10 protein-coding genes are annotated in these 14,401 nt (G+C 61.1%); 6 read left to right on the forward strand and 4 right to left on the reverse strand.

Going from position 1 to position 14,401, the window contains the following annotated elements; genetic code table 11:
- Nucleotides 1-109 precede the first annotated feature (109 nt).
- From IPM84_14305 to IPM84_14320, 4 genes are all read left to right on the forward strand, one after another.
- Nucleotides 110-1,522, forward strand: coding sequence for a sugar transferase (locus tag IPM84_14305; protein MBK9093913.1), 1,413 nt, complete (start codon nt 110-112; stop codon nt 1,520-1,522).
- A gap of 136 nt (nt 1,523-1,658) precedes the next feature.
- A complete protein-coding gene (locus IPM84_14310; GenBank protein MBK9093914.1) occupies nt 1,659-3,755 on the forward strand; it encodes a PD40 domain-containing protein in 2,097 nt (698 codons plus the stop codon).
- Between the two features lie 159 nt (nt 3,756-3,914).
- A complete protein-coding gene (locus tag IPM84_14315; GenBank protein ID MBK9093915.1) occupies nt 3,915-5,591 on the forward strand; it encodes a polysaccharide biosynthesis tyrosine autokinase in 1,677 nt (558 codons plus the stop codon).
- A 420-nt stretch (nt 5,592-6,011) separates the two neighbouring features.
- Nucleotides 6,012-6,419 carry a DUF4332 domain-containing protein gene (locus IPM84_14320; GenBank protein MBK9093916.1) on the forward strand — a complete coding sequence of 136 codons (408 nt, stop codon included), beginning with the start codon at nt 6,012-6,014 and terminating at the stop codon, nt 6,417-6,419.
- A 107-nt stretch (nt 6,420-6,526) separates the two neighbouring features.
- On the opposite strand, the gene IPM84_14325 is transcribed toward IPM84_14320, so the two are convergent.
- From IPM84_14325 to ugpC, 4 genes are read right to left on the reverse strand one after another with little or no spacing between them, the layout of a single operon-like run.
- The gene (locus IPM84_14325) at nt 6,527-7,915 is read right to left on the reverse strand and encodes an undecaprenyl-phosphate glucose phosphotransferase (GenBank protein MBK9093917.1); all 1,389 of its coding nucleotides are present in this window, start codon (nt 7,913-7,915) and stop codon (nt 6,527-6,529) included.
- A 50-nt stretch (nt 7,916-7,965) separates the two neighbouring features.
- Nucleotides 7,966-8,913, reverse strand: coding sequence for a glycosyltransferase family 2 protein (locus IPM84_14330; protein ID MBK9093918.1), 948 nt, complete (start codon nt 8,911-8,913; stop codon nt 7,966-7,968).
- Between the two features lie 44 nt (nt 8,914-8,957).
- A complete protein-coding gene (locus tag IPM84_14335; GenBank protein ID MBK9093919.1) occupies nt 8,958-10,031 on the reverse strand; it encodes a glycosyltransferase in 1,074 nt (357 codons plus the stop codon).
- A gap of 59 nt (nt 10,032-10,090) precedes the next feature.
- The gene (gene ugpC, locus IPM84_14340) at nt 10,091-11,191 is read right to left on the reverse strand and encodes a sn-glycerol-3-phosphate ABC transporter ATP-binding protein UgpC (GenBank protein ID MBK9093920.1); all 1,101 of its coding nucleotides are present in this window, start codon (nt 11,189-11,191) and stop codon (nt 10,091-10,093) included.
- A gap of 431 nt (nt 11,192-11,622) precedes the next feature.
- Between ugpC and IPM84_14345 the strand changes: the two genes are divergently transcribed.
- The gene (locus IPM84_14345; GenBank protein MBK9093921.1) at nt 11,623-12,846 is read left to right on the forward strand and encodes a ribonuclease D; all 1,224 of its coding nucleotides are present in this window, start codon (nt 11,623-11,625) and stop codon (nt 12,844-12,846) included.
- Between the two features lie 132 nt (nt 12,847-12,978).
- Entirely contained in the window at nt 12,979-14,385 is a 1,407-nt protein-coding gene (locus IPM84_14350; GenBank protein MBK9093922.1) for an MBL fold metallo-hydrolase, read from the forward strand.
- Nucleotides 14,386-14,401: the final 16 nt, after the last annotated feature.

A 14,401-nucleotide genomic window follows, 5' to 3' on the forward strand; every position in this document is an offset into this window, starting at 1 on the left:
ATATCCCCGTGTCATCGAGGAGCGTTCTATGACTCGTGTAACGTCAACCCTGTCGTCCGCTTTGACCATCTCCCACGTGCGACGCCCGTTGGCTCGTTCGTTGTTTCGCATGACCCTGGTCGCGGCCGACGCCCTGATGCTGGCCCTGGCCTTCTACCTGGCGTATATTGTCCGTTTCGATCTGCAGTTCACCCTGGCGCCGGAGATCATGCCGGCGGAGTCCTTCTACACGCGCCTGGTGCTGATTCTGATTCCCATCTGGCTTGCGATCTTCGCCCTGTCGAGACTGTACGATTTTCATTTTCTGCTTGGCGGCACGGCGGAATATGCGCATGCCTTCAATGCGTGTACCATCGGCGTCATGACGATCGTGCTCTTCAGTTTTTTCGAGCCTAAGTTCGTTGTGGCCCGCGCCTGGCTGCTGGCGGCCTGGCTCCTCTCTTTCCTCCTGGTCTGCGCCGCGCGCTTTGCCTTGCGTCGGGTGGCCTATGGACTGCGGCATTGGGGGTTCTTCGTCTCGCCCGCCGTCATCGTCGGCATCAACAGCGAAGCACTGGCCCTGGGCCAGACCCTGCGCCACAGCGCCAGTTCGGGTGTCCAGATCGTTGGCTTCGTTGACAGCGACGTGGCGCGTGATGGCGAGAACCGGCAGCGTGAGTGCTCCCAGATTGCCCCTCTGCTCGGCAGCATTGATGAGCTTGCGGACATTGCCCGGCGCCTGGACATCCAGGAAGTGATCGTCGCCACCACCGCGCTGCACCGCGAGCAACTGCTCGACCTGCACGAGGACCTGGCTACCTTACCCCACACCGAGCTACACCTGTCGTCCGGCCTCTTCGAGGTGTTGACCACGGGCGTCAAGGTTCGCACCTGGGGTTTCGTCCCTCTCATCAGTCTCAATCGCCTGCGTCTGGACCCATTCGAAGTGGTTATCAAGACGGCGCTCGACTACGTCCTGGCACTCATCACGATGCTGGCGGCGGCGCCGGTGATGGCTGTTCTGGCGTTGGCCGTCAAACTCGATTCCCCTGGCCCGGTGCTGCACCGGCGTCGTGTCCTGGGCATGGGCGGCAAAGCGTTCGATGCCTTCAAGTTCCGTACCATGGTTGTGAATGGGGAGGAGGTTCTGGCGCGCTATCCTCAACTGGTTGTCGAGTTGAAGGCCAAGCACAAACTCAAGCACGATCCACGCATCACGCGGGTGGGGCGTTGGTTGCGCCGTTTCAGCCTCGATGAACTACCGCAGTTGTTCAACGTTCTGCTGGGGCAGATGAGCCTGGTCGGCCCCCGTATGATCACGGCGGAGGAGGGCGACGAATATGGCCGCCTCAAGCTCAACCTGCTGACCGTCAAACCGGGCATCACCGGCCTGTGGCAGGTATCCGGGCGCTCGGACGTGTCGTACGAAGAACGCGTGCGCCTGGACATGCACTACATTCGCACCTATTCTATCTGGCGCGATCTGCAGATTCTCTTCGTGCAGACGCCGCCCGCCGTGCTGCGCAGTCGCGGCGCCTACTGAGCATGAAAACAGCGGCTGCCCCCCACCGCCGGCGCCCTCGTCAGGCGTCACTGCCGGTTTGGCGTATCCACTATTTTTTAGTATACTCACACGAAACGCTCGAAATGCGTTATCCACTTCAATTGACAAGATTTTTATGACCAATAGACCTTTTCCTGCGCGTACCTTCTTGCTGGCCGCCATTGCGGTGGTCGTGTTGGCTGTTGCGGGCGTATACGTTCGAGACTCGCTCTTTCCAAACGCAACGCCCACGGCGGTTGTTGTGATTGCAAGCACGGAGCCGACCCGTGAGACGACCGCGGCCGTCGCACCGACGGCAACGCCCGCCCCGGATGCGGCAACGCCGGCGGCCGACCGTGCGACCCCCACCCGTTTCTTTACGCCAACGCCCGAAGCGGGGGGCCAGGTGCTGACCATACCGGCGCAGCCTGGTGAGGCCGGCTGGTGGGTGAGCAGCGAAGAACGGGGCAACCACCTCGGCGATTCGTTCCTCTATGCAGGCTTCTTCGATAGCCAGGTCTTCATCGCGGCCATCCGCTTCGACCTGACGCGCATGCCCCGCGGCGCACCCATTCGCCAGGCCACCCTGCGCCTCGTTGGGTTGAATGAACAGCGCTTCGACGCCACAGCGGGCGGCGCCTGGTCGGTACAACTTCTGAGCGGCGACACCATTCGTGACCTGCCGCGTGCCGATTTTCAGACTATTTTCAATGCATCAGCACCTGTGAGCCTGTTTCCCACCCTCGATGCCGCCGACCTGAAAACCGCCCAAGTCAACAGTTGGGAACTGGATAGCGGCGCCCAGACCTGGTTGAGCCAGCAGGTCATCAATGGCACCACATCGGTCATTGTGCGCATCCTGGGGCCGGCCGGCGGCGCCAACTCTCTCTTTGCCTGGGATTCAGGCAGCGGCCCTGCCTCAACCGGCAACGGCCCGCAGATGGTGCTCAGCCTGGCTTCAGCGCCGGCCACGCCGCCGCCCGCCGCCACGCGCAACTTCATCGTCGTGACCCTGCCGCCCACGCCGGCCAACATCTTCACGGTGGCGGCCAATGCCCTCACCGCCACCTATGTGGCGACCACGGTGGGCACGAACACCCCGACCCCCTACAATTTGGTGACGCCCACGCCTACGCCGCGCAACCAGGCCACCGCCCAGGCGCAGGCTGCCCTGCAAGGCTTGCCGCCGGTTGTCATCAGCACATCGGTCGCGGCCAACGGCGCCACCGCCACCTATCAGGCCGCCTATGCCACCGCGGTGACCATCATCACCGGTACCCTGACGCCAATTCCGACCAACGCCATTACCCCCATCATCGTGCGGCCTACCGTGGTTCCTGAAAACGTCCTCACGGCCGCCGCGCAAATCGTGGCGGCCACGGCCAACGCACGCGCCAACGGCACCCCCACTCCGTTCCCGTACAGTGTGGTCCTTGCCACCATTACCCCGTTCACCCCGCAGCCGCTGATCGCCACCTCAACCGGCACGCCAATCAACGGCGCGACTGCTGTCTACCGGGCGGCCCAGGCGACTGCGGTCGCGGTGACCACCGGCACCTACACCCCCCTGCCCTACATTCCGATCACGCCGACGCCGCTGCCACTGTTGGTTTACCTTGATCGCGTGACGCCCACCCCTCAGGCCACGGCGACTCCTACGGCGCCGGCTACATTGCCTCGCGCGATGATTGGCAACATCCTCTTCCGCAGCGATCGCCAGGAGGTCACCGAGTACTATATGATTGACCTCTCGGTGAACCGCCTGGTCTGGGTGACCCAGGGCTGGCCCTTCAACGCGGCTCAACGTAACGAAATGCGCTCGGTCAGCGGCCGCTACCGGGCTTTCGTACAGAACGATACGGTGGGCGTGCCGCAGGTCCATGTGCAGGACAACGAGTTCAACACGACACGTCAAATTACCAACGGCAGCGGTTGGAGCTTCGATCCGGCCTTTTCCCCACGTGGCGATCGGCTTGCGTTCGTCTCGCAGAATCCGGGCAATGACGAAATTTTCGTCATCAATGTGGATGGCACCGACCTGAAGCGGCTGACCATCAACAGTTGGGAATGGGACAAGCACCCGTCGTGGTCGCCTGATGGCAACCAAATCGTCTTCTGGTCGAATCGCGACACGGGGCGGCGCCAGTTGTGGATCATGAACGCCGACGGCAGCAATCAACGAGTTATGATTAGCTCTCCCTACCAGGATTGGGACCCAATTTGGCTCAAGTAATCCTGTCAGCAATGGCACAAATGCCGGGTTTGCTGTATAATAGACCTTATGGGAAAAAGGCCAGGTTTTGGGGGGCGCCAACCGTGTTTTTTTTTGTGGGGGTTGGGGGGGGGGTTTTGTCGGTTTAGTGCCCATCTGTTTTGGCTGTGAGGCATCATTGTGGAACTGAAAGAGTACCTGCTCCCCTTGCGTCGCTGGTGGTGGCTGTTGTTGGCAGCGACGGTGATTGCCGTTGCTGCCAGCTATCTGATCACCAGCCGCCAGGCGCCGATTTATCAGGCACGGGTCACGTTGCTCGTTGGTCGCGCCATCGAGAACCCAAACCCGAGCGGCAACGAGTTTTTCCTGACGCAGCAACTGGCTACGACATACACGGATATTGCCAAGCGCAGCACGGTACGCCGCGCAACGGCCAAGGCCCTCAACATCAAGTCGGTCCCCGACTACGGGGTGCGTGTGGTTCCCAACACACAGCTCATGGAGATTGTGGTCACAGACTCCAACCCCGAACGGGCCGCGGCCGTCGCCAATGAATTGGCCAAGCAACTGATTTTGCAGACACCCACCGCCTCTGATCAGACAACACAGGACCGCCAGGCTTTCATCAACAATCAGTTGGATGACCTCCAGGTCAAGATCACCGATACGCAGCAGGATGTTGCCAAGAAGCAAGAAGAACTGGGCGGCCTCTTCAGCGCCCGTCAGATTGCTGACACCCAGGCCCAGATCACGGGCCTGCAGCAGAAACTCAATTCGTTGCAGTCCAACTACGCCGCGCTGTTGGCCAACACCCAGCGCGGTGCGCTCAACCAACTGAGCGTGATCGAGGCGGCCCAGCCCCCGAACTTACCGATCGGGCCTGATCGCCTCATCATCATCCTCTTGGCCGCCGCCGTTGGCTTTGTGATGGCTGCCGCTGCCGCCTACCTGCTCGAATACCTGGATGACACCTTCAAAAGCCCGGATATGGTGCAGAAGACCCTGGGGCTAACCACGCTAGGCGCGGTGCCAGTCATGGATGAGGTTACTCCCGGCAATGAATTGGCTCCCCTCATCAACGATCATTCCGCCACCACCGAGGCCTACCGTGTGCTGCGCACCAACCTGCAATTCGCCTCTGTGGACCGCCCCCTGCACACCTTGATGGTCACCAGCCCGGCGCCGTCCGAAGGCAAATCCATGACCTCGGCCAACCTGGCCGCGGCCGTGGCCCGTGCCGGGCGACAGGTCATCCTGGTGGATGCCGACCTGCACCGCCCTCGGCTGCATCGCGTGTTCAATCTCACCAACAACGTGGGTGTGACCAGCGCCCTGCTGGCCGATCACCCCTCTGTCGAAGGTTTGCTGCAAGAGACCCAGATTCCCGGGTTGCGCGTTTTGACGGCCGGCCCGCTACCGCCCAATCCGGCGGAATTGCTGGGATCATCACGCATGAAGGACCTGATCGCCGCCTTGAATGCACATGCCGACATGGTTATTCTGGACACGCCGCCGGTGGTTGCCCTGGCCGACGCCGCCATCCTCTCGACCCACACCGACGGCGTGCTGTTGGTTCTGGATGCGGCGCACACGCGACGCGAGGTGGCGCGGCGTGCCCTGGCCAGCCTGGGACAGGTCAAAGCACGGGTCATCGGCGTGCTGCTCAACCGCGTACCCACCCGTGGGGCCGGCTACTACTACTACAACTATTACTACTATGGCCGCTACACCAACGGTCGCGATGGCGACAGTGCGGGACAGAGTGGGCGCCGGCGTAATCGGCGCCGCTTTGGCCGCGGGCGGGCGGCAGCGCCCGTGAGCACGTCATCAGCCTCACGTTCAGCGTCACAGCCCTGAGGGTTCGTAGGAGCAACATCTCTGGCCCGGGAGTCAGTAGGGGCGCACCCTTGCGGTCGCCCACGCGGGCAGGCGCAAGGCCATGCCCCTACCCCGGATTATTGAAAAGATACCCGCAAAACGACCAGCGATGCGCGCATCCATCTGCAGCATGAAGATGCCCCCTATCGGATGTAATATGGATTGAAAGGTGCTTTGGCTATCATCGTGCAACGCCCAGCAGTTGGGAGCAAACCTTGAAACGGTAAAGAAACCAACAAACATGGGTGAGTTGATGGACCTGGTGACGCAGAATTCGGCTTCTCATCACCAGTGAGCGTGAAGAACCAGGGTGAGCGAGACGACGCCCAACGCGATGCCGTCCCCAAACTGGCCGCTGCTGCCTCACCCATAAACTGACAGACGGGAGGAAATGAGACAATGAAAGTGCGCATGACAGAGTTACGTGGTATTACGACTGACCTGCATAGCAGCCTGCGTGAGCATGGAATGAAGGATAGTGACCAACTGCTGGATGTTGGTCGTACGCTGGTCGGCCGCAAGGAATTGGCCAGCAAGACCGGTGCGGATCCCAAGTATATTTTGGAATTGGTGAATCGCGCGGACCTGGCTCGTATCCGGGGTATTGGCTCTGCCTACTCCAATTTGCTCGAAGAGGCTGGTGTGGACACCGTCAAAGAACTGGCTACTCGTCGAGCAGACAACCTGTTTGCCAAGCTGCTGGAAGTGAACGCGGCCAAGAAATTGGTGGGTCGCACTCCCACCCAGCAGATGGTACAGGACTGGGTCAACCAGGCTAAGGAACTGCCCAAGTTCGTCGAGTATTGAGCATTTACCGACCTGAGACAACGTCGAGCGAGCCGCTTCATCAACCTAAAGAGCGAGGCGCACCCAAATCGGTGCGCCTCGCTTTTTATTTTGGTCGCGTTCCAGGCTCAATAGGCGTTGTTGTTGCGACGCGCGGCATTGAGAACCGTCTGGATCATGATCTTGAAGTCCAACGCCAGTGACCAATTTTCGATATACCAGACGTCGTACTTGGTGCGCTCCACCACGGACGTATCCCCGCGCAGGCCGTTGACTTGCGCCCAACCGGTGAGGCCGGCCTTCTCACGGTGGCGGTCCATGTAGCGCGGGATGCGCTGACGGAACTGCTCCACATACACCGGCCGCTCCGGTCGTGGACCAACCAGGCTCATGTCGCCGACCAGGACATTGATGAACTGCGGCAGCTCATCGAGCGAGATGCGCCGGATGATCGCCCCAAAGCGGGTGCGGCGCGGGTCGTTCTTCACCGTCCACCCTGGGCCATTGGTCTCGGCATCGGCGCGCATGGAGCGGAACTTGAGCATGGGGAACGGTTTGGCATCCAGGCCCATGCGCTCCTGCACATAGAACACCGGGCCGGGCGATTCCAGCTTGATGAGCAGAGCGGTCAACATCATCACGGGCGAAATAAAGAGCAACGTCAAGCTGGCGCCGACAACGTCAACCGTGCGTTTGAGCGCCAATTTCCAACCGCGCAGCGCCACATCGCGCACGGTCAAGAGCGGCAGGCCACCAAAGTCGCTGATACTGACCTCATTGGCCATGATCTGGAAGACATCGGGGAAGACCCGGATACTCACTTTTTCGCGCTCACACATCGAGACAATGCCCAGGATTTCCTGATGACTGGCTTCGGGCAACGCCACAATCACCTCATCCACGCGATAGTCTTCGATGATCTGTGGAATGTCGGCCGGTGTGCCCAACAGCGGCACTGCCTCCACGGGCGCGGCGCTGACGTTGGAATCCACCACGCCGACGATGTGATAGCCCAGGTTGGGCGTGTGTAGAATCTTTTGCAGGATCATGCGCCCCGCATCCCCGGTTCCGATCAGGAGGACCCGGCCTTGACCGATGCCACGCGCCTGCAATAGGCGCAGGGCGCGTGTCACCAGGATGCGGCCCAGGGTGACGAGGAGCAGGGTCAAAGCCCACAGATAGATCATCATCCAGCGATGGTAGTCAATCTGATCGCGGAAGAGGAGCGAGGTAAACGCGACGCTCATCAGCGTCGCAATGGAAACGGCGCCAAAGAGGGTGTAGAATTCGTCCAGGTAAGGCGCGTTGTGACGCCGGTAGTAGAGCCGCTGCATGAGAAAAACGATCAGGATGCTGGCGATTTGCAGTGGCAGGATGGGCAGATAGTTGACTACGGGGCCGACGCTATCCCCCGCGATGGCCATGCGCAGACGGTGGGCCAACAAGAAGGCCACTATGGTCATTAAGGTGTCCATGGTGATCATCACCACGACCAGCGTGAACTGTGAACGCTTCATTGTGTTCCTGATGCTCCCAACGTTCCTGATGCTCCTAGCGCTCCCACCTGTTATGCTCCTGCCTGTTCCGACGTGCGGGCCGCGTGTGGGCGACGTTGGCGCCAGGCCTTGAATCTGCGTCCGGCCATAGCCAGGGCGCCACGCAGCGTTATTCCCCCGAGCACCAGGATATGTATGGGCCAGGCGGTCTGCGCCGCATAGTGCTTGCGGTAGAAGATGGCCATGGCGCGATAAAATTCATGGCGTGCCTTGTCGCTGTGTTGGCTGGCTGCTTCTTTATAGTGCAGGACGGTCACCGCCGGATTGTACCACACCTTCCAACCCGCCTCTTTGATCCGAAAGGCCCAGTCAAGGTCCTCGCCATACATGAAAAACGTTTCGTCCAGCAGGCCCACCTGGGCGATCGCCGCGCCGCGCACCAGCATGAACGCGCCCACGACAGAATCAAGCTCGGTGACGACATCGGGGCTGAGGTAGGTCAGGTTGTAGCGGCCAAAGTGCGGGCTGCGAGGGAAGAGTTTGCTGAGGCCCACCATGCGATAGAACGAAACGGCCGGTGTGGGGAACGAGCGCCGGCAGGCCAGGTCAAGGCTGCCATCCGGCCGCAGGAGTTTTGGCCCGGCCACGCCACAGTCAGGCCGCGCCTCGCAAAAGGCCAGCATGTCAGCCAGCGCAGTTGGCGGGACGATGGTGTCAGGGTTGAGCAGAAGAGCAAAGCGTGGCGCCATGCTGACGCCGTCGGTTGCCTGGTCATGAAACCCCAGGTGACGCAGGCCGACGTTGTTGCCGTAGGGATAGCCGCCATTCACCGGGCTGGCGATCAGATCAACCTGCGGGAACTCGCGGCGCACCATGTCCACACTGCCATCCGCTGACGCGTTGTCAACCACGCACACCCGGTATGAAGTATCGCCCTCGCTGGCAAAGACGGAGTTCAGGCAGTCACGTAGCAGCGCGCATGTATTGTAGTTGACGATGATGATGGCTAAATCGAGCATGGTTCCTCGTGCGACTCGAATTCTAGCACGACGCGTGAGGGCGGTCAAAACCGGCGATCGTGACGCCAGCGGACGCCAACGGGATAACCGATCATTTTGGCCACATCACCCACAATCCGAATCACCGGCACAAGTGCCAGCGTCAGCAGACGCTGCGGCCATGTGAGCGGTTCCCACGCGACGCGCAGGCGCTGCCAGGGGCGGCGGTGATAGGCCACAAAGCCGAGCAGCAGGCCCAACCAGCCGGCGCCGCGCGCGGTGCGTCCCCACAGGGCATGGCCGAGCAGGGCCGGCAGCGCGATCAGGTAGGTGGCGTAGCGGATGGCATGGCGCCGGCGCCAAAGGTCGGCCTTGCCATCCCCGCGGGCATAGCGGTAGTACTGCCTGAAGAAAGCCGTCAAGGTGCTGCGTGGCCGAAAGTGCGCCACGGCCTGCGGCGCCCAGGCAAAGGGGCCAGCCACCTCACGCAGGCGAAAGTCGAAAATCAGGTCCTCGCAGTAGTCCAGCCATTCAGGATAACCGCCGGCTCGCTGCCAGGCTGCCCGCGTGAACGCGACCGAACGGCTGGAAGGCAGGAAGGTGGACGGGGCGATGTCGGTCAGCGCAGGAAGGACGGTGGCGCCCAGGGCAATTTCGAAGGGTGTCGTGGCGTCGGGTTGGAAAAAACCGGCCACCACCTCCACGGGCGCTCCATCTGCGGCGCCAGGTTGGGCAAAGGGAGCCAGGAGGGCGGCCAGCCAGCCCGCTTCCAGCCAGACCCCGGCATCGGTGGAGGCGATGATCTCATGGCGGGCCGCGGCAATGGCACGGTTGCGCCCCTGGCTGATGTTGCAGCCCGGCTCCACCAGGATGCGCAGCGGCAGGCGATCCTGGTAGGCGCGCAGAATGGCGACGGTGTTGTCCTGCGAACCGCCGTCCACGATGATGATTTCATCGGCCGGATGGGTTTGCGCCAGGAGACTGTCGAGCAAGCGGCGAACCGCGTCGCCTTCGTTGAGCACGGTGGCAATGACGCTGACGAGTTGTTGGGTCACAAAGGTGTCCAGGAAATCAAAGAGGCCAGATGCCCGTCCCCTCGCGGTGGCGGCGGGAATGGCGATCTGACCTCTGTTGCGCATTGACGATGCTGTCCTGGCTCGGTCAGGAGATCGGCCAGGACAGGTGTTGGAACAGGTTGTTAGCGCAGCGCGAGTTCCGTCTTGGGATTGAAGAAATGCGCGTTGTCCATGTTGAAGACAACGTCAATCTTATCACCGGCCACGGTATGGGTGCGCGGGTCCACGCGGGCGACGAATTGCTTCTTGCCTGAGAGCAGGTAAAGGAAAATTTCGTTGCCCATCAGTTCGGTAACATCCACATCGGCCTGCAGCGGCGCCGGGCTGATATCCTGCGGCTGATAGCCGCGGGCGTGAATGTCCTCCGGGCGGATGCCGAAGATCACCTGTTGGCCTTTATGCTTGCGCATGTCTTCGCCGCGAGTGCCTGGAATATCCAGGCGGAAGGTGCCGCCATCCACGACCATCTTACCATCGGTTTCCACCAGCGTGGTCTCGAAGAAGTTCATGGAGGGGCTGCCGATGAAGCCGGCCACGAAGACATTGGCCGGTCGGTCGTACAGGTTCTGCGGTGAGTCAATCTGCAGCAGCAGCCCATCCTTCATGACCGCGATGCGGCTGGCCATCGTCATGGCCTCGACCTGGTCGTGGGTTACATAGATGAAGGTGGTGCCCAACTGGCGATGCAGCTTGCTGATCTGGGCACGGGTTTGCACGCGCAGCTTGGCATCCAGGTTGGAGAGCGGCTCATCGAAGAGGAAGACCTTTGGCTCACGCACGATGGCGCGACCAACGGCCACACGCTGACGCTGACCGCCGGAGAGTTGCTTGGGTTTGCGGTCGAGCAGTTGCAGAATGCCCAGGATGTCTGCCGCGTTCTTGACACGCTTGTCAATTTCGGTCTTGGGCATCTTGCGCAGTTTGAGGCCAAAGGCCATATTGTCGTAGACGCTCATGTGGGGATAGAGCGCGTAGCTCTGGAACACCATCGCGATGTCGCGGTCTTTGGGTGGCACATCGTTGACGACGCGCTCACCGATCTTGATCGTGCCATCGCTGATCTCTTCCAGACCGGCGAGCAGGCGCAATGAGGTTGTCTTGCCACAGCCCGAAGGGCCAACGAAGACGAGGAATTCCTTGTCTTCGACGCTGATGCTCAGGTCGTTGACCGCGGTGACATCACCCCATCGTTTGTAAACATGTTCGAACGTTACACTAGCCATTGAAATGCAGCTCCTTGCGAATTGAGATTGAGTTGCGAATTGTGGTGCGGACGTCAGACAGAACTATGCGGTCGCCACTGCCGGAGACATCCGTTGCCGATGCTGCTCGGATGCGCGGCGCAAAAATAATCAGGCTGCAACAACGGGCCAGAGGGTGAAGGCTAGAAATCACCGTGGTTTCCGTGTTTCCTGGCAGGGCAGGGCTAAGAGCCAAAACCGTTCCAACGTCCTTACCGGTTAGGTACGAGAGTCAGATGATGAGAATCTTCCTGGGGCGCCTCCTATCTGTTGGAAAAGCATTGCAGCACAGGGGGAACTGCAAGAAGTATACCACATTATTCTGAGTTGGCAAGCCAACAACTTTGACATCCTGCTCAAATCTGCGATAATGACGACTATTGCCTGGGAAAAAATCTGTCGAAGGAATCGCCATGTCACGCCGTTTTGTCGGCTCTGTGCAGCCGGCGCCTCAATCAGCACAACTTAGCCTGCCGCCGCCGATCGTCATTCACACCACAGCCCAACTCGATACCTTGCTGCCACAGCTATTGGCTGCCGAGGCGGTGGCGGTTGACACCGAGGCCAACAGCCTCTTCGCTTATTTTCATAAGGTGTGCTTGATTCAACTGTCGGTGCGGCAGCCACAGGGGATCAATGGGCATGACATCGGCGATTATATCATTGACCCGCTCGCCATCGAGTTAGATCTGCGCCCGCTCGCGGCGCTGTTTGCGGCCCCGCAGGTGTTGAAGATTTTTCACGCCGCGGAGAACGATGTTCTCATGCTGAAGCGTGATTATGGGTTTGCGTTCGTCAATATCTTCGACACCTTATGGGCCGCCCGCATCCTCGGCTGGCCCGAAGTGGGGCTGGGCGCTATCCTGGAAAAACAGTTCGACGTGATCATGGACAAGCGCATGCAGCGCGCCAACTGGGGCAAGCGTCCCCTGACGCGTGCCCAATTGGCCTATGCGCGCCTGGACACCCACTACCTGCTCGATCTGCGCGTGCGCCTGGCGCAGGAATTGAGCCAGCGCGGGCGCCTGGCCGAAGCACAGGATGCCTTTGCCAGCGTCACCTCTATCGAATATGTGCATCGTCCTTTCGATCCTGACGGCTTTTGGCGGCTGCGCGATGCGCGTAGTTTGGACGGCGGCCGGCTGGCGGCCCTGCGCGTGGCCTACCTGTGGCGTGAGGAGAAGGCGCGCATGCTCGATCAGCCACCATTCAAGGTGCTGTCCGACCAGACGCTGATCAACCTGGCCGAACGCCTGCCCGCCTCACTCAACGAACTGTTGACGATGTCCGGCTTCAACGAAGGCTTCATGCGCCGTTTTGGCGCCGACCTGGTGCAGGCCATGCAGAAGGCTGCGGCCGGCCCCGCGCCGGTGGCGCCCAAGCGTGCCCATCAGCACCTGGTGCGGCCAGACGAAAGCGCCGCCGCCCGCTACGAGGCGTTGCGCGCCTGGCGCACCGCACGCGCAGCCGCGCGTGGCGTGGATGCCGATGTGGTCATGACCAACGAGATGCTGATGGTGATTGCCCGCCATGCCCCGACTACCCTGGCCGACCTGGCCGCGTGTGACGGTTTTGGTCCCGCCAAACAAGATCTGTACGGACCTGAAATTCTGACCGTGCTCAGCCATGTGCCCTGAGCCCCCTCACGCTCGACATCCGTCGCTGAACGAGACCGCTATACTGCAAGTGGGCACGAATTGCGCCTGTTTCCTTAGGCGGAAAAGTGAAGTCTATTCCCGCTTGCAGCATAGTATCAAGAAGGATTCCCAATGCGAGTGACATTCCACGGCGCCGCGCAAACGGTGACCGGTTCTATGCATCTGATCGAAGTCAATGGCCAACGTTTGCTGTTGGACTGCGGACTTTACCAGGGCGCGCGCGCCGAAACTTACGCGCGCAACCTGCATTTTCCCTTCGACCCAGCCACGATTGACGCCGTCATCTTGTCGCATGCGCACATTGACCATGCCGGCAACCTGCCCAACCTGGTCAAGCAGGGTTTTCGCGGCGCAATCTGGGCCACGCCTGCGACGCGCGACCTGTCTGTTTCCATGCTGCAAGACAGCGGCCACATTCAGGAGAGCGACGTGGAGTTTGTCAATAAACGTCGCGCCCGCGAGGGGCAACCGCCGGTGGAACCGCTCTACACACGCGCCGACGCCCTGGCCACCCTCAAGTATTTCATGACGGCCGATTACGAGCGCCCAACCCAGCTGTTACCCGGCGTCATCTTCACATTCTTCGACGCCGGGCACATCCTTGGCTCGGCCATGGTGCAGTTGGACTGCCAGGAAGCCGGCCGCACCTCGCGCCTGGTCTTCTCCGGCGACCTCGGCCGCAAGGGCCTCGCCATTTTGCGTGATCCCGCGCGGCTGACGACGGCTGACTATGTGATTATGGAAAGCACGTACGGCGACCGTCTGCACGAAACGCCGGTCGAGGCCCAGGACCACCTGGCTACCATTATCAAGCAGACGTTTCGGCGGCGCGGCAAGATCATCGTGCCCGCGTTTGCCGTGGGCCGCACGCAGGAACTGCTCTATGCGCTCTACGCACTGACCGAAGAGGCTGAGATTCCCAATCTGCCGGTGTACATTGACAGCCCGCTGGCTACGAACATCACGGAGGTCTTCCGGTTGCACCCGGAGTGCTACGACGCCGAGACGCGGCAATTGCTCGATCAGGCCGAGGGGCGCGGCGGCCCCTTTGGCTTCAAGAACCTGCACTACGTACGTGAGGTCAAGGACTCCAAGGCGCTCAATTTCCTGCGTGAATCGGCCATCATCATCAGCGCGTCGGGCATGGCAGAAACGGGCCGCATCCTGCACCATTTGCGCAACAACATCGGCGACCCCAACAGCACCATTCTCTTTGTGGGTTTTCAGGCTGAGAACACCCTCGGCCGGCGCCTGTTGGATGGCGTCTCGCCGGTGCGCATTTTTGGCGAGGCCCACACGGTGCGCGCCACCATCGAACGTGTCGAGGGCTTCAGTGCGCATGGCGACCGGCGTGATCTGCTGGAGTGGGTTGGCCGCATGGAACGGCCGCGCCTGCGCCAGGTCTTCCTCGTGCATGGTGAACCGGAGTCGGCCAATGCCCTGGCCGATGGCATCCGCCAACTGGGTATCGCCAACGTCGCTGTGCCGGCCTTGCACGAAGGCTTCGAGCTGACATGATGTGCATGGTTGACCG

Origin of the sequence: Candidatus Amarolinea dominans (assembly GCA_016719785.1) — a bacterium.
Lineage (GTDB): Bacteria > Chloroflexota > Anaerolineae > SSC4 > Amarolineaceae > Amarolinea > Amarolinea dominans.